Origin of the sequence: Ancylobacter polymorphus, assembly GCF_030813495.1 — a bacterium.
Lineage (GTDB): Bacteria > Pseudomonadota > Alphaproteobacteria > Rhizobiales > Xanthobacteraceae > Ancylobacter > Ancylobacter polymorphus.
Window position 1 is genome coordinate 181932 of the sequence record NZ_JAUSUI010000007.1, and the last position, 23865, is coordinate 205796.

General features: G+C 67.7%; 23 protein-coding genes. 12 read left to right on the forward strand and 11 right to left on the reverse strand.

The genetic code is table 11. The features are described from left to right. The first annotated feature begins 320 nt into the window (after positions 1-320). The 9 genes from sdhC to J2S75_RS17345 all read left to right on the forward strand — a co-directional run bounded on the left by sdhC (position 321) and on the right by J2S75_RS17345 (position 8138). Positions 321-713 (forward strand): succinate dehydrogenase, cytochrome b556 subunit, encoded by a 393-nt coding sequence (sdhC, locus tag J2S75_RS17305; protein WP_307021641.1) that lies wholly within the window; start codon positions 321-323, stop codon positions 711-713. A 2-nt stretch (positions 714-715) separates the two neighbouring features. Beyond that, positions 716-1114 (forward strand): succinate dehydrogenase, hydrophobic membrane anchor protein, encoded by a 399-nt coding sequence (gene sdhD / locus J2S75_RS17310; protein ID WP_307021643.1) that lies wholly within the window; start codon positions 716-718, stop codon positions 1112-1114. A 4-nt stretch (positions 1115-1118) separates the two neighbouring features. Beyond that, complete coding sequence (sdhA, locus tag J2S75_RS17315; RefSeq protein WP_307021645.1) at positions 1119-2960, forward strand: succinate dehydrogenase flavoprotein subunit; 1842 nt, start codon at positions 1119-1121, stop codon at positions 2958-2960. 21 nt (positions 2961-2981) lie between these two features. After that, a complete protein-coding gene (locus J2S75_RS17320) occupies positions 2982-3764 on the forward strand; it encodes a succinate dehydrogenase iron-sulfur subunit (protein ID WP_307021647.1) in 783 nt (260 codons plus the stop codon). A gap of 70 nt (positions 3765-3834) precedes the next feature. Continuing rightward, complete coding sequence (locus tag J2S75_RS17325) at positions 3835-4449, forward strand: LysE family translocator (protein ID WP_307021649.1); 615 nt, start codon at positions 3835-3837, stop codon at positions 4447-4449. Between the two features lie 4 nt (positions 4450-4453). Next, the gene (gluQRS, locus tag J2S75_RS17330; RefSeq protein ID WP_307021652.1) at positions 4454-5320 is read left to right on the forward strand and encodes a tRNA glutamyl-Q(34) synthetase GluQRS; all 867 of its coding nucleotides are present in this window, start codon (positions 4454-4456) and stop codon (positions 5318-5320) included. A 64-nt stretch (positions 5321-5384) separates the two neighbouring features. Next, positions 5385-6098, forward strand: coding sequence for a spermidine synthase family protein (locus tag J2S75_RS17335; protein ID WP_307021654.1), 714 nt, complete (start codon positions 5385-5387; stop codon positions 6096-6098). Positions 6099-6118: 20 nt separating this feature from the next. Beyond that, on the forward strand, positions 6119-6790 hold the full coding sequence (locus J2S75_RS17340; protein WP_307021656.1) for a DUF2161 domain-containing phosphodiesterase: 672 nt from the start codon (positions 6119-6121) through the stop codon (positions 6788-6790). Positions 6791-6920: 130 nt separating this feature from the next. Further along, on the forward strand, positions 6921-8138 hold the full coding sequence (locus J2S75_RS17345; protein ID WP_370874167.1) for a glycerophosphodiester phosphodiesterase family protein: 1218 nt from the start codon (positions 6921-6923) through the stop codon (positions 8136-8138). A gap of 10 nt (positions 8139-8148) precedes the next feature. On the opposite strand, the gene J2S75_RS17350 is transcribed toward J2S75_RS17345, so the two are convergent. The 5 genes from J2S75_RS17350 to J2S75_RS17370 all read right to left on the reverse strand — a co-directional run bounded on the left by J2S75_RS17350 (position 8149) and on the right by J2S75_RS17370 (position 12645). Continuing rightward, positions 8149-9093: an AEC family transporter gene (locus J2S75_RS17350; RefSeq protein WP_307021726.1), complete on the reverse strand. Its 945-nt coding sequence runs from the start codon at positions 9091-9093 to the stop codon at positions 8149-8151. A gap of 3 nt (positions 9094-9096) precedes the next feature. Next, positions 9097-9390, reverse strand: a complete 294-nt coding sequence (locus J2S75_RS17355; protein ID WP_244450325.1) for a hypothetical protein — start codon at positions 9388-9390, stop codon at positions 9097-9099. Positions 9391-9580: 190 nt separating this feature from the next. Further along, positions 9581-10174, reverse strand: coding sequence for a disulfide bond formation protein B (locus J2S75_RS17360; protein WP_307021659.1), 594 nt, complete (start codon positions 10172-10174; stop codon positions 9581-9583). Positions 10175-10184: 10 nt separating this feature from the next. Further along, complete coding sequence (locus J2S75_RS17365; protein ID WP_307021661.1) at positions 10185-10340, reverse strand: DUF5993 family protein; 156 nt, start codon at positions 10338-10340, stop codon at positions 10185-10187. Positions 10341-10431: 91 nt separating this feature from the next. Next, entirely contained in the window at positions 10432-12645 is a 2214-nt protein-coding gene (locus J2S75_RS17370; protein ID WP_307021663.1) for a primosomal protein N', read from the reverse strand. A gap of 150 nt (positions 12646-12795) precedes the next feature. Between J2S75_RS17370 and J2S75_RS17375 the strand changes: the two genes are divergently transcribed. The 3 genes from J2S75_RS17375 (at position 12796) to J2S75_RS17385 (ending at position 14468) form a co-directional block, all read left to right on the forward strand. Further along, positions 12796-13788 carry a tyrosine recombinase XerC gene (locus J2S75_RS17375; RefSeq protein ID WP_307021665.1) on the forward strand — a complete coding sequence of 331 codons (993 nt, stop codon included), beginning with the start codon at positions 12796-12798 and terminating at the stop codon, positions 13786-13788. Between the two features lie 8 nt (positions 13789-13796). Continuing rightward, on the forward strand, positions 13797-14231 hold the full coding sequence (locus J2S75_RS17380) for a VOC family protein (RefSeq protein WP_307021667.1): 435 nt from the start codon (positions 13797-13799) through the stop codon (positions 14229-14231). A 114-nt stretch (positions 14232-14345) separates the two neighbouring features. Then, the gene (locus tag J2S75_RS17385) at positions 14346-14468 is read left to right on the forward strand and encodes a hypothetical protein (RefSeq protein WP_279613799.1); all 123 of its coding nucleotides are present in this window, start codon (positions 14346-14348) and stop codon (positions 14466-14468) included. 86 nt (positions 14469-14554) lie between these two features. Here the strand turns inward: J2S75_RS17385 and lpdA are convergent, their stop codons facing one another. From lpdA to zapE, 6 genes are all read right to left on the reverse strand, one after another. Next, positions 14555-15955 (reverse strand): dihydrolipoyl dehydrogenase, encoded by a 1401-nt coding sequence (gene lpdA, locus J2S75_RS17390; RefSeq protein ID WP_307021670.1) that lies wholly within the window; start codon positions 15953-15955, stop codon positions 14555-14557. A 66-nt stretch (positions 15956-16021) separates the two neighbouring features. Further along, positions 16022-17266, reverse strand: coding sequence for a 2-oxoglutarate dehydrogenase complex dihydrolipoyllysine-residue succinyltransferase (odhB, locus tag J2S75_RS17395; protein ID WP_307021672.1), 1245 nt, complete (start codon positions 17264-17266; stop codon positions 16022-16024). 77 nt (positions 17267-17343) lie between these two features. Then, positions 17344-20325: a 2-oxoglutarate dehydrogenase E1 component gene (locus J2S75_RS17400; protein ID WP_307021674.1), complete on the reverse strand. Its 2982-nt coding sequence runs from the start codon at positions 20323-20325 to the stop codon at positions 17344-17346. Between the two features lie 324 nt (positions 20326-20649). Further along, positions 20650-21615 carry a malate dehydrogenase gene (mdh, locus tag J2S75_RS17405; RefSeq protein ID WP_307021676.1) on the reverse strand — a complete coding sequence of 322 codons (966 nt, stop codon included), beginning with the start codon at positions 21613-21615 and terminating at the stop codon, positions 20650-20652. A gap of 175 nt (positions 21616-21790) precedes the next feature. Then, positions 21791-22510: a DUF1003 domain-containing protein gene (locus J2S75_RS17410; RefSeq protein ID WP_307021679.1), complete on the reverse strand. Its 720-nt coding sequence runs from the start codon at positions 22508-22510 to the stop codon at positions 21791-21793. A gap of 67 nt (positions 22511-22577) precedes the next feature. After that, positions 22578-23798 (reverse strand): cell division protein ZapE, encoded by a 1221-nt coding sequence (gene zapE / locus J2S75_RS17415; protein ID WP_307021681.1) that lies wholly within the window; start codon positions 23796-23798, stop codon positions 22578-22580. Positions 23799-23865 lie beyond the last annotated feature (67 nt).

A 23865-nucleotide genomic window follows, 5' to 3' on the forward strand; every position in this document is an offset into this window, starting at 1 on the left:
TTTCGCAAAAAGCATGGACGGCGCGACCTCGAATGGGCGGGTTCCGCAGGACCCTTACTGACGGCGGATTTCCGTCAATTAAAAGGCAAAGATGGTTAACAGCCCGTCAGCGGCAGCTTTCGTGGAGCTTTCCTCCGCCCGCCGCGTTGGCGAAAAGGGGGGTGCGCGAGCCGGCGCGGTTGCGCTAGGGTGCGCGTGCTGCAGCGCAACCCGAAAGAGGGCGCGCGGAGGAGCGATAGGATTTGCCTTTGGAATGATTGCGAACTGCAATCGTTTCCGCTACGCACACTTCATCTTCCTGAGTGATCTGGGACACCGACATGGCAGGAGCGGCCGAGCGGCCCCTTTCCCCACATCTGCAAATTTACCGCCCGATGCTGACGATGATGATGTCCATCGTGCATCGCATCACCGGCGTCGCGTTGTATTTCGGTACGGCGCTGCTGGTGATCTGGCTGCTGGCTGCCGCCAGCTCCGGCCAGGCCTTCAGCACCGTGAACGGGCTTTACGGCAGCTGGCTGGGGCTTCTGGTGCTGGTGGGCTACAGCTGGGCGCTGATTCATCATGCGCTGGGCGGCATTCGTCACTTTATCTGGGACACGGGTGCGGGCTTCGGCCCCGGGCCGCGCGAATTGTTCGCCAAGCTCACCATCGGCGGCTCGGTCGCGCTGACCGTCGTCATGTGGGTGGTCATCTGGCTGGTGAAGGGCTGATCATGAGCGTTTCCCCGGGTTCCTCCATGCGCACGCCGCGCCGGCGGGTCGCCGGCCTCGGCTCCGCGCGCTCCGGCACCGGCCATTTCTGGCTGCAGCGGCTCACCGCGATCGGCAATCTTCTGCTGATCCTGATCGCCCTGCCCATCGTAATAGCGGCAGCGGGTCAGGAGCAGGCGCAGGTGGTGGCCATCATCGGCCATCCGCTCGTCGCCATCGTGCTGCTGCTGCTGCTGTTCTCGATCTGCTTCCACATGCGCATCGGCATGCAGGTAGTGATCGAGGACTATGTCCACACGGAGGGGCTGAAGGTGCTCGCGCTGATCGCCAACACCTTTTTCACCATCGCGGTCGGCAGCGCCGGTGCGTTCGCCGTCCTCAAGATCAGTTTCGGAGGCTGAGACCATGGCCGGGACCTCATCCGCCAATGGCGCCGCCAACGGGGCCTCGCCGCTCGGGGCGGCCTATCCCATCACCGACCACACCTATGACGTTGTCGTGGTGGGCGCCGGCGGCGCGGGGCTGCGCGCCGTGGTCGGCTGTTCCGAGGCGGGGCTTCGCACCGCTTGCGTGACCAAGGTGTTCCCGACGCGCTCGCACACGGTGGCGGCGCAGGGCGGCATCGCCGCCTCGCTCGGCAATATGGGCACCGATGACTGGCGCTATCACATGTACGACACCGTGAAGGGGTCGGACTGGCTGGGCGACCAGGACGCCATTGAGTATCTCGTGCGCCACGCCCCCGCCGCCGTCTATGAGCTGGAGCATTGGGGCGTGCCGTTCTCGCGCACGGAGGAAGGCCGCATCTACCAGCGCCCCTTCGGCGGCATGACGGTGGACTATGGCAAGAGCCCGGCGCAGCGCACCTGCGCCGCCGCCGACCGCACCGGCCACGCCATTCTGCACACGCTGTACGGCGCGGCGCTAAAGCACTCGGCCGAGTTCTTCATCGAGTATTTCGCCCTCGACCTGATCATGGACGAGGAGGGGCGCTGCCGCGGCCTCATCGCGCTGAAGATGGACGATGGCACGATCCACCGCTTCCGCGCGCAGACGGTGATCCTCGCCACCGGCGGCTATGGCCGCGCCTATTTCTCCGCCACCTCTGCCCATACCTGCACCGGCGACGGCAATGCCATGGTGCTGCGCGCCGGCCTGCCGCTGCAGGATATGGAGTTCGTGCAGTTCCACCCGACCGGCATTTACGGCTCGGGCTGCCTGATCACCGAGGGCGCGCGCGGCGAGGGCGGCTACCTCACCAATGCGGAGGGCGAGCGCTTCATGGAGCGCTATGCCCCCTCGGCCAAGGACCTTGCCTCGCGCGACGTGGTCTCCCGCTCCATGACGATGGAAATCCGCGAGGGGCGCGGCGTCGGCAAGAACAAGGACCACATCTACCTGCACCTCGACCATCTCGACCCGGCGATCCTGCATGAGCGCCTGCCGGGCATTTCCGAGAGCGCCAAGATCTTCGCCGGCGTCGACGTGACCAAGGAGCCGATCCCGGTGCTGCCGACCGTGCATTACAACATGGGTGGCATCCCCACGAACTTCCACGGCGAGGTCGTCACCAAGAAGCACGGCAATCCGGACCATGTGGTGCCCGGGCTGATGGCGGTGGGCGAATGCGCCTGCGTCTCCATCCACGGCGCCAACCGTCTCGGCTCCAACTCGCTGACCGACCTCGTGGTGTTCGGCCGCGCGGCGGCGCTGCGCTGCGCCGAACTGCTGACGCCGGGCGACAAGCAGCGCGAACTGCCTTCCGGCTCCGCCGATCTCGCTCTGGCGCGCCTCGACCATTTCCGCAACGCGCAGGGTGGTACGCCGACCGCCGAACTGCGTCTGTCGATGCAGAAGGTGATGCAGAACAATTGCGCGGTCTACCGCACCGGCGAGGTGCTGGAGGAAGGGCGCAAGCTGATCGCTGGCGTGTTCGCCGGCTCCAGCGACATCCGCGTCACCGACCGCTCGCTGATCTGGAATTCCGATCTCATCGAGACGCTGGAATATGACAACCTGATCGCGCAGGCGAGCGTGACCATGGAAAGCGCCGCCGCCCGCACCGAGAGCCGCGGCGCCCATGCGCGCGAGGATTTTCCCGAGCGCGACGACGCCCATTGGATGAAGCACACGCTGGCCTTCATGGACTTCGAGACGCAGTCCGTGCGCCTCGACGACCGGCCGGTGCACACTTACACGCTGTCGAACGACATCCAGTACATCGAGCCGCGCAAGCGGGTGTATTGAGCCGGGGAACGATCGCTCGCCATGGTCCAGCTCACGCTTCCGAAGAACTCGCAGCTTGTCGAAGGCAAGGTGTGGCCCAAGCCCGCCGGCGCCAACCGGCTGACCGAGTACAAGATCTACCGCTGGAACCCGGATGACGGGAAGAATCCGAGCGTCGACACCTATTATGTCGACCGCGACGATTGCGGGCCGATGGTGCTCGACGGGCTGATCTGGATCAAGAACAAGGTCGACCCGACGCTCACCTTCCGCCGCTCCTGCCGCGAGGGTATTTGCGGCTCGTGCTCGATGAACATCGACGGCACCAACACGCTCGCCTGCCTGAAGAGCATGGACGACGTGGACGCCTCCGCGGTGAAAATCTATCCGCTGCCGCACATGCCCGTGGTGAAGGACCTGGTGCCAGACCTCACCCAGTTCTACGCCCAGCACGCCTCGGTCGAGCCCTGGCTGCACACCGAGACGCCGGCGCCGGAAAAGGAATGGCGCCAGGGGCGGGGCGACCGCGAGAAGCTGGACGGGCTGTATGAGTGCATTCTCTGCGCCTGCTGCTCCACCTCCTGCCCGAGCTATTGGTGGAATGGCGACCGCTATCTCGGCCCCGCCGCCCTGCTGCAGGCCTATCGCTGGCTGATCGATTCGCGCGACGAGGCCACCGGCGAACGGCTGGACGACCTGGAAGACCCGTTCCGGCTCTATCGCTGCCACACCATCATGAATTGCGCCAAGGCCTGCCCGAAGGGGCTGAACCCGGCCAAGGCCATCGCCGAAATCAAGAAGATGATGGTGGCGCGGCAGTTCTGAGCTTAACCCCAACGGGCGAAGCCTCTATCCTGAGCCTCCGGGGCGCGCCGCCGCGCCGGGGGAGGAACCCATGGATGCCTCGACGCTGCTCGCCTTCGCCGCGGCCTTCTTCGTTTTTGCCGCGAGTCCCGGCCCGGACAACATGACCATTGTTGCGCGCACGCTCGCGCATGGTGCGCCCTCCGGGCTTGCCTATGGTGCTGGCACGGTCGCAGGGGTGCTCATCTTTCTCGGCCTCGCCGCCTGCGGCCTCTCTCTGCTGGCGCAGGAAATGGGCTGGCTGATGACGGTGCTGCGCTATGCCGGTGCCGCCTGGCTGGTCTGGATGGGCGTGCGGCTATGGACCGCCCCGCCGGTGGTGCCCGATTTGGCGCCCATGGCGGCGCGGCGCGGGCCGCTGCCGGACTTTGCCACCGGCGTCGCGCTCAATCTCGGCAACCCGAAGATGCCGCTCTTTTATGTAGCGTTGCTGCCGAATGTGGTGGGCCCCTCCCTTACGCTCGGACAGCTGGCGAGCCTGTCTGCCGTCATTCTTGCCGTAGAGGCGCTGGTGATCGGCGGCCATGTGCTGTTGGCGGGTCGTGCGCGCCGGCTCCTGCGGACGCCCAAGGTGGTGCGCCGGGTCAATCGCACCGCCGGCGGCGTGATGGTGGGTGCTGGTGTCGCGGTGGTGGCGGTCCGCTGACGCCGTGACCCGCCCCGTCTTCCGCTTCGCGCCGAGCCCGAATGGGCCATTGCATCTCGGCCATGCGCGCTCCGCGCTGATCAATGGCGCGCTGGCGCGGGCCAGCGGGGGCCGGCTGCTGCTGCGGATTGAGGATATCGACGCCACCCGCTGCCGGCCCGCGTTCGAGGCCGGCATCTATGAAGACCTCGCCTGGCTCGGGCTGGACTGGGAGCGGCCGGTGCGCCGACAATCCCAGCACTTCGCCGACTATCGGTCCGCACTGGCCCGGCTGGAAGCGCTGGACCTGATCTATCCCAGCTTCGAGACCCGTGGCGATATCCGCCGCGCTGTGGCCGAGCGGTCGGGTTGGCCGAGCGACCCGGATGGGGCGCCGCTGTTCCCGTTCCCCCGCGCGGCGATGAGTGCGGCGGAGCGCGCCCGGCGCGTGGCGGCGGGCGAGCCCTATGCGCTGCGCCTCGATATGGCGCGGGCTCAAGCGCTTGCGGTGGCGCGGGCGGGCCCCCTCGCCTGGCGAGAGGTGGATGCGGCGGGAGAAGGGACGAATATTGCCGCCGATCCGCTGGCCTGGGGCGATGTCATCCTGGCCCGCAAGGAGGTGCCGACCGCCTATCACCTCGCCGTGGTGGTGGACGATGCCCTGCAAGGTGTGACCCATGTGGTGCGCGGAGCGGACCTGAAGGCGGCGACCTCGGTGCATCGGGTCTTGCAGGTGCTGCTGGGCCTGCCGGCGCCGCTCTATACCCATCATGCGCTGCTGCTGGATGCGGAAGGGCGCAAGCTCTCCAAATCCATTGGCTCGCAGAGTCTGGCCTCCTTGCGTGCCGAGGGCGTGACGCCCGACGAGGTGCGGCGGCTCGCTGGCCTGTAGCCGCCTTGCTCCCCGCCCCGGTTCGGCGCTACCGAGGGGGGACTCCCGCCACCGAGACGCCCTTATGATTCCCTGGACCTTGCTCGATACCGCCCAAGTGCCCGATGGCGGCGAGCTGCGCCTCAAGCGGCGGGGCGATGAGTTCTCCATCATGGCCGGCGCCACGGAGCTGATGAACAGCCGCCTCAGCGGCTCGGAACAGGCGCTGGCCACGCTTGTCTGCGGTCGCCTTGGGGTGCGGCCGGGAATGTCGCTGCTGATCGGCGGGCTCGGCATGGGCTTCACCCTGCGTGCGGCGCTGGGGGAGGTGGGGCCCGAGGCCAGGCTCGTCGTGGCCGAGCTGGTGCCGGCGGTGATCGACTGGGCGCGCGGACCGATGGCGCCGCTGTTCGGCGACAGCCTCAACGATCCGCGCGTCACCCTCCAGGAGGGCGATGTCGCCCGGCTCATCGGCGCGGGGCGGGCCGCCTATGACGCCATCCTGCTCGATGTCGACAATGGGCCGGGCGGGCTGACGCGGGCGGCCAATGACGGGCTCTACAGCCCCGCCGGCCTCGGCGCGGCATGGGCGGCACTGCGGCCGGGCGGGGTGCTGGCGGTGTGGTCTTCGGCGCCGGACAGCGGCTTCACCGGGCGCCTGCGCCGGGCGGGTTTTGCGGTGGAGGAGGCGCGGGTGCGCGCCCATGGCAAGAGCGGCGCGCGCCATGTCATCTGGATGGCGGAGAAGCCCGCCAAGCGTCCGCCCCCCGTGGCGGCCCGTCCGCCACGCCGCTCCTGAGGCGAGGCGCGGAGGCCACCATGGAGACGTCGCTCTATCTGCCGATCAAGCGCTTTCTCGAACAGCGCGGCTTCACCGTGAAGGGGGAGATCGGCGGCTGCGATCTGGTGGCGCTGTCCGACGATGAGCCGCCGGTAGTGATAATCGGGGAATTGAAGCTCAGCTTCAATCTGGAACTGGTCCTTCAGGCGGTCGACCGCGCCGGCGCCGGCGACGAGGTGTGGCTGGCGGCGCGGGCCTCTGCCCGCGGCAAGGGGCGCGAGGGCGATGCCCGCTTCCGCAATCTCTGCCGCCGGCTCGGCTTCGGCATGCTCGCCGTGCTGCCGGATGGCGACGTGACGATCCTCGTCGCCCCCGACGCGCCGATGCCGCGCAAGGACCCGCGCCGCCGCTCGCGTCTGGTCGCCGAGCACCGGCGGCGGCAGGGCGACCCGGCGGTGGGCGGCGGCTCGCGCGTGCCGGTGATGACCGCCTATCGGCAGCAGGCACTGGCCTGCGCGGCGGCGCTCGCGGCCGGCCCGGCGCGCCCGCGCGACCTGCGCCCGCATGCCCCGGATGCCGGCAAGATCCTGCTGTCCAATGTTTATGGCTGGTTCGCCCGCGCCGAGCGCGGTGTCTATGCCCTCACGCCCGCTGGGCATGAGGCCCTGGCGCGCTGGCCGCAGCCGCCCCGGGAGGAGGGGGCCGGCTGATGCCGCGTCAAACCCCTGTCACCGCCCCGGGATAGCAACGCGCATCGCCCGAGCCGACAGGAGAGCTCCCGTGACCTTCTTCCACGCCCTGCGCGCAACGCTGCGCCCTGCCGCCCGACCGCTTGTCCCGGTGCTGTTCGCGCTCGCGCTGACCGCGCCGGCGGCGGCCGAGAACGGTAGCGCCGCGATAAGCGATATCGAGATCGGCCCGCGCCCGTTCTATCTCGTCGGCGAGATGAAGGAAGGCGCGCTGAAGGAGCAACTGGCCCAGTGCAAGGGTCCGTTCACGGCGAAGAACTTCTCCATCTCCCATCGCGGCGCGCCGCTGCAGTTTCCCGAGCACACGCGCGAGGGCTACATCGCCGCCGCGCGCATGGGCGCCGGCGTGATCGAGTGCGATGTCGCTTTCACTAAAGACCGCGAACTGGTGTGCCGCCATGCCCAGTGCGACCTGCACACCACGACGGACATTCTCGCCCGGCCGGAGCTCGCGGCGAAATGCTCGGAAGGCTTCCAGCCGGCCGACCCCACGACGGGGCGCAAGGCCAGCGCCAAGTGCTGCACCAGTGACCTCACGCTGGCCGAGTTCAAATCGCTGCGGCCGAAGATGGACGGCTTCAATCCGCGCGGCGTCACGCCTCAGGAATATATGGACGGCACGCCGAGCTGGCGCACCGACCTTTATGTGAACCGGGCGACGCTGGTGTCGCACAAGGAATATATCGCGCTGGTGAAATCGCTCGGGCTGAAATTCACGCCCGAACTGAAAACTCCGGAAGTCGCCATGCCCTTCGAGGGTGGCTACAGCCAGGAACACTACGCCCAGCAGATGATCGATGAGTACAAGGCGGCCGGCGTCGATCCGCGCGATGTCTACGCCCAGTCCTTCCGCCTCGACGATGTGCTCTACTGGCTGAAGGCCGAGCCCGCCTTCGGCGCCCAGGCCGTGTATCTCGACGGGCGCGACGAAGAGAGCAAGGGCTTCGACAATATGAAGCCAGAGACCTGGCAGCCCTCCATGCAGGAACTGGCGGACAAGGGCGTGAAGATCCTCGCCCCGCCGCTGTGGATGCTGGTGACCCACAAGGACGGCCGGATCGTGCCTTCCGTTTACGCCGAGGAAGCGAAGAAGGCCGGGCTCGGCCTCATCAGCTGGTCGCTGGAGCGCTCCGGCCCGCTCAATACCGGCGGTGGCTATTACTACCAGTCGGTCAAGCCGGTGATCGACCGGGATGGCGACATGCTGGCGCTGCTCGACGTGCTCGCCCGCGATATCGGTGTGATCGGCGTGTTCTCCGACTGGCCGGCGACCACCACCTTCTACGCCAACTGCCTGAAGCTGAACTGAGGGCGGCGCCTCAGCTGACGCCGAGGATCAGGAACCAGAGCGTTACGGTGAAAAGGCTCACCGCCGTCGACAGCGAAACCGCGCTGGCGGAGGCGGCGACGCCGGTTCCGTAACGCTGGGCCAGCAGGTAGGCGTTGATCCCACAGGGCATGGCGGCGAACACGACCGCCACATCCGCCCAGACCGGCGGCATCGGCAGCACCCGGGTCAGCGCATAGACGATGGCCGGGTGCACACCGAGCTTGAGCACGGTGATGAGCACGGCCGGGCCGACATCGCCGCGCACGGGATAGCGGTGCAGAGCGAGGCCGAGCGAGACCAGCGCGCAGGGCACGGCGGAGGCGGCGAGCAGATCCAGCGTCTGCTTCAGAACGCCGCCCGGCATATAGCCTGTGAGCTTGGCGATGCCGCCGGCATAGATGCCGAGCAGGATCGGGTTGAGCGCCAGCATGCGGCCGAGCTGGCGCATCGTCTTCAGCGACAGGCCGGCGGCCGCGCCTTCGGCCAGCACGGTCGCCAGTACCATCATGATCGGCAGATGGATGGCGATGAGCAGGAACAGCGGCACCGCCCCCTCCGGCCCGAAAGCCTGGAGGATGAGCGGCACGCCGACGAAAACGGTGTTGGCCTGCCCCGAGGTGAAACCCTGGATCACCGATTCGAGGTGGCCCCGCCCGAACAGCCGACGTGCCGCCAGCATGCCGAGGGCGAAAACGGTGAAGGCGCCGGTGAAATAGGCGATCCAGTAGCCCCAGGGCTGGCCCTCCGCCGGCAGTTGCGCCTCGGCCAGCGTCTTGAAGATGAGCACCGGCACGGCCAGCCCGAACACATATTCGGACAGGCCCTCGGCGGCGCGCTCGCGCAGATGCCCGGAGACGGAAGCGATGAAGCCGAGCCCGATGAGGCCGAAGACCGGCGCCACGACAAGGGCGATGGCGCCGAGCTGGGCCAGCATCACCTAGGCCGCGATCTCGCCGGAGGCGCTCGAGACGAGGTGGGAGGTGCGCACCGGCACCATCACGTCGATCCGCGCCCATAGCCGCTCGGCGAGTTCCGGCCCGGCCACGAAGGCGATCTCTGCCCGCAGCGTGCCGAGATGGGCGGGGTCGATCTTGCCATCGGCCGGGCCGTCCAGCCGGATGCGGGTAGGCTGGACATCATGGATGGCGAAGGGCTCCAGCAGGCGGAGCATGAGATTGGGATGGGCATCCGCCTCGACGACGAGGCGGTGGCGGCAAAGACCGGCAGTCATGGGAGCGTCCAATGATGACGAGGAATCGGGAGGGCGTGCGTTCAGGAAACCCGGCCGAACCTGTCGGCCGGGCGGCGAATTCGCCGTCCCGCGCAAAACCGCGCTGTCTCGATCGAAGCGATCATCATGGCAGGGAAACTAGGCGCCGCGCGCGCCGCCGTCAATGGCGGGCGCCCTTCCCCGTCTGCGCTCAGGGTGCCGGGGCCGGCGCCGCGCCCTCAAGGAGCTGATAGCTCACCGGATCGTCCGGGCACAGGCCGCCGGCGCATTCGAGCACGGTGGAAACGCCATTGCCCAACGCCAGCAGGGCGATGAGCGCGAAGGCGAAAAGCACCAGCCCGCTGAGCGTGTGGACGCGCGCGGCCGGCGCGAACTGCCGGTCGAACAGCAGCAGCAGCGCGCAGCCGGCTATGATGACGATGAACAGAAGCAGCGCCCAGCTGTAGAAATGCATGCCGAGAAACGCCGCGCCGAAGGTGCCGGTGCCGGGCACGATGTGCAGCAGCACCTGCCGGGCGGCGACCGCGCCGCCGGCCATGGCGGAGAGAATGGCGAGGGCGTAATGGCTCGGGCGCGGGCCGAATTTCAGGTTGAGCGCCAACCCCACGCCGACGCCGACAAAGCCGGCGCGCTGCAGAATGCAGAGCGGGCAGGGCAGTTCGCCGCCAACCAACTGGTCGTAGAAGGCGACCAGCAGCACAACGCCGATGGCGATGAGGCCGAGCGCGTTGAGCTGGCGGGCGAGCTCTGGGGAGAGGAAGCCGGGGGAGGTGTCGTTGTTCATGTCGCTTCCCTCACAGCACGATATCGAGCGAGGAGGTGGCGTGCAGCTTGAACAGGGTTAGCAGCACGGCGATCGAGACGAGGCAGGCGGCGAGCGCCAGCGCGCGCCGGCCAAGGGCCGCGAAGGCCAAAGCGAAACAGAACCCGAAAAAGGGAAGGCTCATCATCAGGCTGCACTCCTCGCGCCGGCTCGTCTACCGTCGACACACAAGAGCAGGATTATACCGCAAAGTCATGACGCAGCGCGGCAGGCTGCTTTTAGACGAAGCTCTGCGGGTCAATATCGATATCCACGCGCAAACTGCCCGTGGCGCGCGGCGCGCCCGCCATCCAGGCGCGGACATAGGCGGAGAGGTCGAAGCTGCGCTCGCCGCGGGCGAGCAGGCGGTAGCGGTGGCGGCCGCGAATCAGCGCCAGCGGCGCCTCGGCCGGGCCGAGCACGCGCACCTTGTCGGTGAAGGGCGAGCAGGCGGCCAGCGCGCGCGCATGCGCCTGCGCCGCATGCGGGTCCGTGCCTGAGATGATGAGGGCGCAGAACCGGGCGAAGGGCGGCAGATGCGCCTCCTCGCGAATGGCGATCTCGCGGTCGTAGAAGGCGTCGCGGTCGCCGGCCACCAGCGCCTGCATGACGGGGTGCTCGGGCATGTAAGTCTGCAGGAAGGCGCGCCCTTCCACCTCATGGCGGCCGGCGCGGCCGGCGACCTGATGCAGCAGCTGGAAGGTGCGCTCGGCGGCGCGGGGGTCGCCATGGCCCAAGCCCACATCGGCATCGATGACGCCGACCATGGCGAGGCCGGGGAAATTATGCCCCTTGGCGACGAGCTGGGTGCCGATGATGATGTCGACCTCGCCATCCTCGATCGCCTTCAACTCGGCGCGCAGCCGCTCCACCCCGCCTGCGAGGTCGCTGGAGAGCACCTGAAGCCGGGCCTCGGGGAACAGCTTGGCCGCCTCCTCATGCAGCCGCTCGACGCCGGGGCCGCAGGGAATAAGCGCATTAGGCTCGTGGCAGTTCGGGCATTCATGGGGCACCGGCATGGCATAGCCGCACTGGTGGCACTCCAGCCGGCGGCGGAAGCGGTGCTCGACCAGCCAGGAGGAGCAGGAGGGACATTTGATGCGGTGGCCGCAGGCGCGGCAGAGGGTGAGCGGGGCATAGCCGCGCCGGTTGAGGAACAACAGCGCCTGCCCGCCGGCCTCGATGGTGCTCTGCATCTCGCGGGCGAGGCGCGGGGCGATCCACTGGCCGCGTGGCGGCCCCTCGCGGCGCAGATCGATCGGCTCCAGCCGGGGCACCTTGGTGCCGGCGAAGCGCTCGGGCAAGGCGAGGCGCGTGTAGCGCCCGCGCCGGGCGTTCACCTCGGTCTCGATCGAGGGCGTGGCGGAAACGAGGGCGATGGTCGCCCCCTCCAGCCGCGCCCGCACCACCGCCATGTCGCGGGCGTGGTAGTGGACGCCGTCCTCCTGCTTGTAGGCGGCATCGTGCTCCTCATCGACCAGGATCAGGCCGAGATCGCGAAAGGGTAAGAACAGCGCCGAGCGGGCACCGGCCACCACGGCGACCTCGCCGGACGCCACGCCGCGAAACACCCGCCCGCGCCGCTTGGTTGAGACGGCGGAATGCCACTCCGCCGGGCGCACGCCGAAGCGGCGGGCGAAACGGTCGAGAAAGGCCTGGGTGAGGGCGATTTCCGGCATCAGGATCAAGGTCTGCCGCCCCTGCCGGATCGCCTGCGCCACCGCCTCGAAATAGGTCTCGGTCTTGCCCGATCCGGTGACGCCGTCGATGAGGAAGGGCTGGAAGCTGCCGGATTTGACCGAGTCGACCAGCCGCGCCGCGGCTTCCGCCTGTGCCGGCAGCAGATCCGGGGCGGCGTGGTCCGGATCCGGCGTCTCGGCGGCGGGCTCGGGCGGCAGCACGACGGTTTCAAGCACGCCGTCATCGATGAGCCCGTCCACCACCGAAGGCGAGACGCCGGCCTCCTTCGCCGCTTCGCTTTTGGCGCGCACGAGCCCATCCGCCAGCGCCGCCACCACCTTCTCGCGCGCTGTCGTGCGCCGGGCGGGGCGGTGATCGGTCAGGCGAACGCCGACGCGCTCGCGGGCGACGCCGGCGCTTTCATCATGGCGCAGGGCGAGGCGCAGCACCATGCCGGGCGGAGTGACGGTGTAGTCGGCGATCCATTGTATGAACGCGATCATCCGCGCGTTCAGCGGTGCCACCTCGCAGCGGCGCTGGATCGGCTTGAGTTTGGCGGGGTCGACCGGCGTGGCCTTTTCCGGGCGCGGCCAGACGCAGCCCAGCATGTTACGGGTGCCGAGCGGCACCACCACGATATCACCGGGCGCCACCTCCATCCCGTCCGGCACGCGGTAGGAATAGGCGGCGCCGAGGGCGAGCGGCAGCAGCACATCCACCACGCGCACCGGCGCGGGGAAGAGGGGAGGGGAATCGGCGTCGGGGCTCAGCATGGCGCCTTCTTAGCGCCATCCCAGCCGGAGGCGTAGCCGGAGTGTCGGAGGACGCCCCGCAACGTCGCGGTTGCGGATCGGCGGTCGGCGGTTCGGGATGACGAATCTTAACCGCCGGCGGATATTAGGAACGCCTGTACGGAGGGCGGCATGGCAAGCACGGACGCACAGAAGGCGGCGCGCGCCGAACGCGCTCTGCTGGCGGGGGCGGCGCCGGATGTGGCGGAGGCGCTGACAGGCTGGCTCGGGCGGCTCGGCCATGAGCGTCGGCTCTCCCCCAAGACCCGCGAGGCCTATGCCCGCGATGTCGCGACCTTTCTCGGCCTGCTGGCGCGACAGATCGGGCATGGCCCAACACTCGGCGACCTTGGCGCGCTGGAGCCGCGCGACGTGCGCGCGGTGATCGCCGCCCGTCGCGCGGAGGGGATCGAGCCCCGCACGCAGATGCGTTTTCTCGCCGCCGCCCGTTCCTTTGCCCGGCATCTGGAGCGCGAGGGGCGCGGCAAGGTCGGGGCGCTCACCGCCGTGCGGGGGCCGCGCGTGCCACGCACCCTGCCTCGCCCGCTCGCGCCGGGGGACGCCCGCGCGCTGGCCGACCCCGCCACGCGGGCCGGAGACGCGCGCGAGCCCTGGATTCTCGCCCGCGACGCGGCGGTGATCGCGCTGCTCTACGGCTCTGGCCTGCGAATCTCGGAAGCGCTGGGAATGATGCGCCGGGACATGCCTGAGCCGGGGCGCGGCGACCAGATCGTCGTCCACGGCAAGGGTGGCAAGACGCGCATGGTGCCGGTGCTGCGACCGGTGATCGAGGCGGTCGACGCCTATGCCCGCGCCTGCCCCTATGAGCTGGAGCCGACCGCGCCATTGTTTCGCGGCGCTAGGGGCGGCCCGCTCTCGCCGCGCATCGTGCAATTGGCCGTGGAGCGCATGCGTGGTGCGCTCGGCTTGCCCGACAGCGCCACGCCGCACGCGCTGCGCCATTCCTTCGCCACCCATCTTCTCGGGCGGGGCGGTGACCTGCGCTCGATTCAGGAACTTCTCGGCCACGCCTCGCTTTCCACGACGCAGATCTACGCCGCCGTCGATACCGAGACGCTGATGGCGGCATGGAAGGCGGCGCATCCGCGCGCCACCGCCAAATGAGGGCGGACATGACGCCGATCCAGCCGATGATCGAGCATATGTCGATCGGGATCAGCGACTATGCGCGCTCCCTCGCCTTCTATGATGCGGCGCTGGCGCCGCTCGGCTTCGTCCGGGTGTCGTCACACGAGGAGCCGGAGGGGGAATCCGCCTGCTGGGGGCCGGAAGGGGAGATGCCGTCGCCCGAGGGCACGCCGGGCGCCGCGCCGTTCTGGATCCAGCACCGGGCTGAGGCCATCACCCCGCCGCCGGGGTTCCATCTTTGCTTCATGGCACCGACGCGGCGGGCGGTGGAGGCGTTCCACGCCGCCGGGCTGGCGGCGGGTGGGCGCGATGCCGGTGGGCCGGGCCTGCGGCCGCATTATGGCGACGGCTATTTCGCCGCCTTCCTGTTCGATCCGGACGGCTGGAAGATCGAGGCCGTGACCTACACGGATGCGTGAGGCGGCCACTAAATCACCGAGGGCGGTGTTTGGAAACCGGGACGGGGCTTTTCACGCTGGGGAAGCTGGGGGACACTTCGGGCCATTGGCCCCCGACAGCAGAGGAGACATTCCATGAAGCGTCTCGTAACCGCTCTGTGCGCGCTTGCCCTGACCACGGCTGCGACCGGAGCCGCTTTCGCCGATTGCCCGGCGCATGCGGCCAAGCCGGCGCAGACCGAGGTGAAGGGTTCCTGACCCAGCCTCTTCTCCACCTGAACGAAAACGGCCCGGAAGGAGACTTCCGGGCCGGTTTTTTACGATCGCGCAGTGAGGCGCGGGCCTTACATGTGAATGGCGCGCTTCTCCACTGCCATGGCCGCTTCCTTCACCGCTTCCGAGCGGGTCGGGTGGGCGTGGCAGGTGCGGGCGAGATCCTCGGAGGAGCCGCCGAATTCCATCAGCACCGCGCATTCATGGATCAGCTCGCCGGCCTCCGATCCGATGATGTGGGCGCCGAGCACGCGGTCGGTGGTGGCATCGGCGAGGATCTTCACGAAGCCGTCCGTCTCGTCATTGGCCTTGGCGCGACCATTGGCGAGGAAGGGGAACTTGCCGACGGTGTAGGCGATGCCCGCCTGCTTGAGCTCTTCCTCGGTCTTGCCGACCGAGGCAACCTCCGGGAAGGTGTACACCACTGCCGGAATCACGTCGTAATTCACATGGCCAGCCTGTCCGGCGAGCAGTTCGGCCAGCGCCACGCCCTCGTCTTCGGCCTTGTGCGCCAGCATCGGGCCGGCGATGGCGTCGCCAATGGCGAAGATGCCGGGGACGTTGGTGCGGTAATAGTGGTCGGTGACGACGCGCCCGCGACCGTCCTTCTCGACGCCGAGCGCCTCCAGCCCCAGCCCTTCCGTATAGGGCACGCGGCCGATGGCGACGAGCACCACATCGGCCTCCAGCGTCTGCGCCTCGCCGCCGGCGGCGGGCTCGACCGAGACCTTCAGCGTGTCGCCGGAGCTGTCGACGCCGGTAACCTTGGCGCCCAGCTTGAAGGCCACGCCCTGCTTTTCCAGTATGCGCTGGAATGACTTGGCGACATCAAGGTCCATGCCCGGCAGGATACGGTCGAGATATTCGACCACCGTGACCTGTGCCCCCAGCCGCCGCCACACGCTGCCCAGTTCCAGCCCGATGACGCCGGCGCCGACGACGAGCAGCTTGCCCGGCACCTTGTCCAGCGCGATGGCGCCGGTCGAGGAGACGATGCGGGTCTCGTCGATGGCGATGCCGGGAAGCTTCGCCACATCCGAGCCGGTGGCGATGACGATGGCCTTGGTCTCCAGCGTCTGCTGCGAACCGTCCGCCATGGCGATATCGACCTTGCCCGCTGCCGGGATGCTCGCCGTGCCGTGGAAGGTGTCGATCTTGTTCTTCTTCATCAGGAAGGCGACGCCCTTGGTGTTGCCTTCCACCGCCTGGTCCTTGAAGCCGAGCAGCGCCGCGTGGTCGAGTTCCGGCGTGCCGACCTTGATGCCCATCTTGGCGAAGGAGTGCCCGGCCTCCTCGAAGCGGTGCGAGGCGTGCAGCAGCGCCTTGGAGGGAATGCAGCCAATGTTCAGGCAGGTGCCGCCGAAGGTGGCGCGCTTCTCGACCACCGCGACCTTGAGCCCGAGCTGGGCGGCGCGGATGGCGCACACATAGCCGCCGGGGCCGGTGCCGATGACGACAAGATCGTAGGACATGTTGCTACCCGTTGAGGGGAGCGGCCGGACCGGGCCGGCCGCTCGGAAGAAGAAGGCGACGACCGATCACAGATCCAGCACGAGGCGGGTCGGGTCTTCGAGGGCTTCCTTGACGCGGACCAGGAAGGTCACCGCGCCCTTGCCGTCGACGATGCGGTGGTCGTAGCTCAGCGCCAGATACATCATCGGGCGGGCGACGATCTGGCCCTTCACCACCACCGGGCGCTCCTCGATGCGGTGCATGCCGAGAATGCCCGACTGCGGCGCGTTGAGGATCGGCGTCGACATGAGCGAGCCGTAAATGCCGCCATTGGTGATGGTGAAGGTGCCGCCCTGCATGTCCTCGATGCCGAGCTTGCCGTCGCGCGCCTTGCGGCCGAGGCCGGCAATGGCCTTCTCGATGCCGGCCACGGAAAGCTGGTCGGCGTCGCGCACCACGGGAACCACGAGGCCCTTGTCGGTGCCGACGGCGATGCCGATGTGGTAGTAGTTCTTATAGACCAGATCGGTGCCGTCGATCTCGGCATTGACCTCGGGCACGTCCTTCAGGGCCTGGATCACCGCCTTGGTGAAGAAGCCCATGAAGCCCAGCTTCACGCCGTGCTTCTTCTCGAACACGTCCTTGTACTGGGCGCGAAGGCTCATCACCGCCGACATGTCGACATCGTTGAAGGTGGTGAGCATCGCTGCCGTGTCCTGCGCGTCCTTCAGACGGCGGGCGATGGTCTGGCGCAGCTTGGTCATCTTCACGCGCTCTTCGCGCGCGGCGTCGTCGGGCGCGGAGGGCGCGCGCGGGGCGGCCGGCGCGCGGGCGGCGGCGGGCGCCGGCGCGGCGGCCAGCGCCGCGAGCATGTCCCCCTTGGTCACGCGCGCATCCTTGCCGGTGCCGGCGAGCATGGCCGGGTTCAGGCCGCTCTCCGCCGCCAGCTTGGCGACGGCCGGGCCGTTGGAACCGGCCGACGCGCCAGCCGGGGCCGGAGCTTCAGCCTTGAGCGCTTCAGCCTTGGGCGCCTCGGCCTTGGGAGCCTCAACCTTGACGGGCGCGGCGGCGGGCGCCGCCTTGGCCGCGCCGGAGCCTTCGCCGATGGAGCCGAGCAGCGCGCCGACGCCGACCGTCTCGCCATCCTTGGCGATGATCTCGGAGAGCACGCCGGCCGAGGGCGCGGGAACCTCGATCGTGACCTTGTCGGTCTCCAGCTCGACGATCGGCTCGTCGGCGGCGACGGTGTCGCCGGCCTTCTTGAACCACTTGCCGATCGTTGCCTCGGTGACCGATTCGCCCAACGTCGGAACGCGGATCTCGGTGGCCATGCTCGTTCTTCCTCACCGTTTGCCGGCTACGGGGCCGGCACTCCCTCGGGTCTTGCGAATGCGGGTCGTGTCTCGGCTCAGCCCAGAGCGTCCTGCAGGAACGCCTTGAGCTGCGCCAGATGCTTGGACATCAGCCCCGTCGCCGTGGCGGCGGAAGCCGGGCGGCCGGTGTAGCGCGGCCGCGACGAGGCGGAGCCTGCCTGTTCCAGCACCCATTCCAGATAGGGCTGCACGAAGGCCCAGGCGCCCTGGTTCTTCGGCTCCTCCTGGCACCAGACGATCTCCGCCTGCTTGAAGCGGCCGATCTCCTGCGCCAGCGTCTTGAGCGGGAAGGGGAAGAGCTGTTCGACGCGCAGCAGGTAGATGTCGTCGATGCCCCGGCGCTCGCGCTCCTCATACAGGTCGTAATAGACCTTGCCCGAGCACAGCACCACGCGGCGAATCTCGCTGTCGGCCTTCAGCTTCACCGCTTCCGCCGGCAGGGCGGCGGCGAAGTTGCGGTCGGCGTCGTCCCACAGCACGCGGTGGAAGGTGGTCTGCGGCCCGAGTTCCGCCAGCGTCGAGACGGCCCGCTTGTGGCGCAGCAGGCTCTTCGGCGTCATCAGGATCAGCGGCTTGCGGAAGTCGCGCTTGAGCTGCCGACGCAGGGCGTGGAAATAGTTGGCCGGCGTCGTCAGGTTGGCGACCTGCATGTTGTCTTCGGCGCACATCTGCAGATAGCGCTCGAGGCGGGCGGAGGAATGCTCCGGCCCCTGGCCTTCATAGCCGTGCGGCAGCAGGCAGACGAGGCCGGACATGCGCAGCCATTTGCGCTCGCCGGACGACAGGAACTGATCGAAGATCACCTGCGCGCCATTGGCGAAGTCGCCGAACTGCGCTTCCCACATGGTGAGCGCGTTGGGCTCGGACAGCGAGTAGCCATATTCGAAGCCGAGCACCGCCTCTTCCGAGAGCATCGAGTTGATGACCTCGTAATGGGCCTGGCCCTCCCGCACATGATTGAACGGGGTGTGGCGCTCCTCGGTTTCCTGGTCGATCAGCACCGAATGGCGCTGCGAGAAGGTGCCGCGTTCGCAATCCTGGCCGGAGAGGCGCACCGGGTGGCCTTCGAGCTGGAGCGAGGTGAAGGCGAGCGCCTCCGCCGTCGACCAGTCGATGCCGGCGCCATCGTCGAGGATCGCCTTGCGGCGGGCATCGAGGAAGCGCTGGATGGTGCGGTGGACGTGGAAGCCCTCCGGCACGGTGGTGATGCGGTCACCGATCATGCGCAGTTCGTCGAGGGCGACGCCGGTGACGCCGCGGCGCGGGTCGTCCTCGGCGGCGGCGGCCTTGAGGCCGGCCCAGCGGCCATCGAGCCAGTCCGCCTTGTTCGGCTTGTAGGCCTGGCCGGCTTCATATTCGATATCGAGCTTCGAGCGCCATTCGGCGCGCATGGCGTCGATCTCGCCCGGCGCGATCACACCCTCGGCTTCGAGCTTGCGCGAATACAGTTCCAGCGTGGTCGGGTGCTGCTTGATGAGCTTGTACATCAGCGGCTGGGTGAAGGCCGGCTCGTCGCCCTCATTATGCCCGAAGCGGCGGTAGCAGAACATGTCCACCACGACCGGCTTGCGGAAGCGCTGACGGAATTCGGTGGCGATCTTCGCCGCGAAGGTCACGGCCTCGGGGTCGTCGCCATTCACATGGAAGATCGGCGCCTCGATGGTCTTCGCCACATCGGACGGGTAGGGCGAGGAGCGCGAGAAGCGCGGATAGGTGGTGAAGCCGATCTGGTTGTTGATGATGAAGTGGATCGAGCCGCCGGTGCGGTGTCCCTTCAGCCCGGACAGGCCGAGGCATTCCGCCACCACGCCCTGGCCGGCGAAGGCGGCGTCGCCATGCAGCAGCAGCGGCATCACCTGGGTGCGCTCGGCGTCGCGCAGCAGGTCCTGCTTCGCACGCGCCTTGCCCAGCACCACAGGATCGACGATTTCGAGATGCGACGGGTTGGCGGTGAGCGACAGATGCACCTGATTGCCGTCGAACTCGCGGTCCGACGACGCACCGAGATGGTACTTCACGTCGCCCGAACCTTCGACCTCGTCCGGCGCCCAGGAGCCGCCCTTGAACTCGTGGAACAGGGCGCGATGAGGCTTGCCCATCACCTGCGTCAGCACGTTGAGGCGGCCGCGATGGGCCATGCCCAGCACGATTTCCTTCACGCCGAGATTGCCGCCGCGCTTGATGATCTGTTCCAGCGCCGGGATCAGGCTTTCGCCGCCGTCAAGGCCGAAGCGCTTGGTGCCGGTGTAGCGGACATCGAGGAACTTCTCGAAGCCCTCGGCTTCCACCAGCTTGTTGAGGATGGCGCGCTTGCCCTCGCGGGTGAAGGTGATTTCCTTGTCCGGGCCTTCGATCCGCTCCTGGATCCATGCCTTCTCCTCGGGCGAGGAGATGTGCATGAACTCGACGCCGAGCGTCGCGCAATAGGTGCGCTGGAGAATGGCAACCATCTGGCGGACGGTGGCGAATTCCATGCCCAGCACGTGGTCGATGAAGATCGGCCGATCGAGATCGGCCTCGCGGAAGCCGTAGGAGGCGGGGTCGAGCTCTGGCGCGGCGCGTACGGGCTCAAGACCCAGGGGGTCGAGCTTGGCGTGAAGATGGCCGCGCATACGATAGGCGCGGATCATCATCAGCGCCTTGACGGAGTCGCGGGTGGCCTGCTGCACATCGGCGGAAGACAGCTCGACGCCAGACTTCTGCGCCTTCTCCGCCGCCTTGGCTTCGACCTTGCGGCCGATCGCCTTCTCCACCTCGATCCACTGACCGTCCATCGCCGAGACGAGTTCGCCATTGGCGTGGATCGGCCAGCCCTCCTTCTTCCAGGAGGCGCCGCGGGCGCTCTTCTCCACATCGGCCGGAGCGTCCTTCAGCCCGGCGAAGAAGGCCTGCCATTCGGCATCCACCGAATTGGGGTCGGCTTCGAAGCGGGCATAGAGGTCCTCGATCCAGGCCGCGTTGGCTCCGTAGAGGAAGGAGGTATTGAGGAAGGTCTCGTTCACGTCCGCGCGCGACATCGTCGGCTCCTGGGGGGACCGGGTCGGGTCCGTTGGCAGTACTTTCGTGCCGTAGATCGCCTGCGGGCGTTGCCCGGGGCTGACTGCGGCGCCCTGCAGGGCGGGGCGAAAGTCGTAGGCTCTATATAGCCCTCGTATTCACTTCGGGAATGCCGCAGGAATGCGGCACGGGAATGCGAAAACGCGGACCATCATTCACAAGCAATAACGGCACCGGCACTTGACGCGCCAGCGGCGGGGGCTTCCCGCCGCCTGGAAACGGCGAAATCGCCGTTCACGTCCTCGCGACGGGACCGCGCGCCCCGCCGCAGGCCGCTGTAAAGCTCACGCGCCGAGGCTAGGCGCGATCTTCTGGCATTCGCCGACCAGTTCCTTCACCGAGGCGATCGACTTGTCGAGCATGGCGCGCTCATGTGCGTCGAGTTCGATCTCCACGACCCGCTCGACGCCGTTGGCGCCGATGATGACCGGGACGCCGAGATAGAGGTCGTCGATCCCGTACTGGCCGGTGAGGTAGGCGGCGCAGGGCAGGAGACGCTTCTTGTCGCGCAGATAGGAGGTCGCCATCTCGATCGCCGAGGCGGCGGGCGCGTAGAAGGCCGAGCCGGTCTTCAGCAGGTTGACGATCTCGCCGCCGCCCTTGCGGGTGCGGTCGACGATGGCGTCCACCTTCTCCTGGCTGGTCCAGCCCATCTTGACGAGGTCCGGCAGCGGGATGCCGGCGACGCCGGAATAACGCACCAGCGGCACCATGTCGTCGCCATGACCGCCAAGCACGAAGGCGGTGACGTCTTCCACCGACACGTTGAACTCGTCGGCGAGAAAGTAGCGGAAGCGGGCGGAATCGAGCACGCCGGCCATGCCGACCACCTTGTGGGTGGGAAGGCCGGAGGCCTTCTGCAGCGCCCACACCATGGCGTCGAGCGGGTTGGTGACGCAAATGACGAAAGCATCCGGCGCGAATTTGGCGATGCCGGCGCCGACCTGCTGCATGACCTTGAGATTGATGTCGAGAAGGTCGGAGCGGCTCATGCCCGGCTTGCGCGGCACGCCAGCGGTGACGATCACCACATCCGCGCCCTCGATCGCCTCATAGCCATTGGTGCCCACGAGCGTGGCGTCGAAGCCGAGGACCGGGGACGCTTCGGCAATGTCGAGGCTCTTGCCCTGCGGAATACCTTCCGCCACGTCGAACATGACGACGTCGCCGAGTTCCTTGAGACCTGCAAGAAGGGCGAGAGTACCGCCGATCTGGCCGGCCCCGATCAGTGCAATCTTTGCTCGAGCCATGAGATTTCCTGACTTTCCGAGGGAAGGGTGCGGCGCTACGCCGCGCGGGTTCCGATAGACCTTATCGCCGTGTGGTTCAAGCGAGGATGGGCATCGGGGTAAATACGAGGGCTTAAGACTTTCGGACCAAGTAACTGGTATACGAAATACCTATCGGGGTGAGTCGGCAGAGGGTCTAATGTCGCCGGCTGGCGAGATCTTCCATGAGCTCAATCTGGATTGCCTGAATCTCCGCCAGCCGCTCCCATTGCCGGGTCAGCATGTGGTCGATCTTCTCGTGCAGATGGCGGATTTCCAGCTCGGCCTTGAGGTTGATGCGGTAATCATTCTCCGAGCGTTGCCGATCTTTCTCCTCCTGACGCTTCTGGCTCATCATGATGACGGGCGCTTGAAGGGCGGCGATGCAGGACAGCACCAGATTGAGGAGAATGAACGGGTAAGGGTCGAAGGCGCCCATCATCCCCGCGACGTTCAGCGCCATCCATATCATGATGAAGACGATGAACGAGATGATGAAGGTCCAGCTGCCGCCGAAGGAGGCGATGGCGTCGGCCGCGCGCTCGCCGAAAGTCCGGCCGCTTTCGATCTCCTCCTCAATATTCTCGGTCAAGATGTCGTTGGCGGCCAGGCTGGCGATGACATCGTGGTCGAGTTGGCTGAGGTCGCCGCGCTCCGCCTTCAGCGTATCGGCGATATAGGCGGCGCGCTCCTTCGCCAGCGCCTTGCGAGAGATATAGGCGTCAGGCGCGATGCCGGGATGGAGCGCCTTTATGTGATCGGCAAGGCCGGGTCGCAGCATGTCGAGGCGCAGGCCGTCGCGTGCGGAAACCACATTGCCGGTGAGGGCGCAGGTATGGTGCGCCGTCTCGTGGGATGTCTTGGGTCGGCGGCTCATGGGCGAGCGTCCGGATCAGGGCAGGGATGTGCGGAGCGACCCGCAGAGGTTCAATGCCGTTTGCGTATCAGGTTTCGACCAGTCCGGTGGTGTTGCCGCTCGCCTGCGAGTCGCCCCGACCGTGCGGACGAGCAATGTAGTCCTCCGAGCGCATCTCGTGCAGGCGCGAGACGGTGCGCGCCCACTCGAAAGCTTCCGCTCCTTCGGTGCCGAGATAGAGCTGCTCCGGCTCGGCCTCCGCAGAGGCGACGACCTTCACGCCCTTCTCGTAGAATTCGTCGATCAGCGTGATGAAGCGCTTGGCCTCGTTGCGCCGGTCCTGGTCAAGCCGGGGAATGTGGTCAATCAGTATGGTGTGGTAGGTCCGTGCCAGCCGCAAATAGTCCGTCGCCCCGAGCGGCACGCCGCACAGGTTCTCGAACGAAAACCGTGCCGCGCCGCCGCCCGCGCGCGGCACGGTGAGCGTGCGTCCACCCGAGGCCAGGCTGGCGGGAGCGCCGCCGTCGACGCCCGCCACGCGGTGCCAGACCTTGTCCATCTCGCGGTCGACATCGGCCATGGTCTCGTGTGCGGCCGGCACATACCAGGTGCGCACGCCGCCGAGCTTTTCCATGCGGTAGTCGGTCGGCGATTCGATGCGCACCACTTCCATGTGCTCTTCGATCATGGCGATGAAGGGCAGGAACAGCGCGCGGTTGAGGCCGCCTTCATAGAGATCGTGCGGGGCGACATTGGAGGTGGCGACGATCACCACGCCGAGGTCGAACAGCTTCTCGAATAGCCGGCCGAGGATCATCGCATCGGCGATGTCGGTGACGTGGAACTCGTCAAAACAGAGCAGCCACGCTTCTTCGTAAAGCGCGGCGGCGACGATGGCGATGGGGTCGCCATCCTTGATGCGACCCGCCTTCATGTCCGTGCGCACCTGAAAGATGCGTGCATGCACATCGGCCATGAATTCGTGGAAATGCGCGCGCCGCTTGCGCTTGCGGACCGCGACGCTCTCATAGAACAGGTCGACCAGCATGGTCTTTCCGCGACCGACCGCGCCGTGAATGTAGAGGCCGCGCACGCGGGGGATACTGTCCTCGCGCCGCGCGAACAGCCAGCCGAGAGCCGAGGATTTGCGCGCGAGGCGACGGGAGGCGATGCGCTGCTCCAGCGCCGCCAGTGCGCCTACCACCCGTGCCTGGCCGGCATCGGGCGAGATGTCGCCGGCCGCCATGCGGGCGACATATCGCGCGGCGAGCACGGATCCACCCGCTTCCGCCGCCACCGTTTCCGCCATATCGGGCACCCCGCGATGTTGCGGCGCACGCTTAACCTTCCCGCGCCGTTGCGGCAAGCGTCACGCT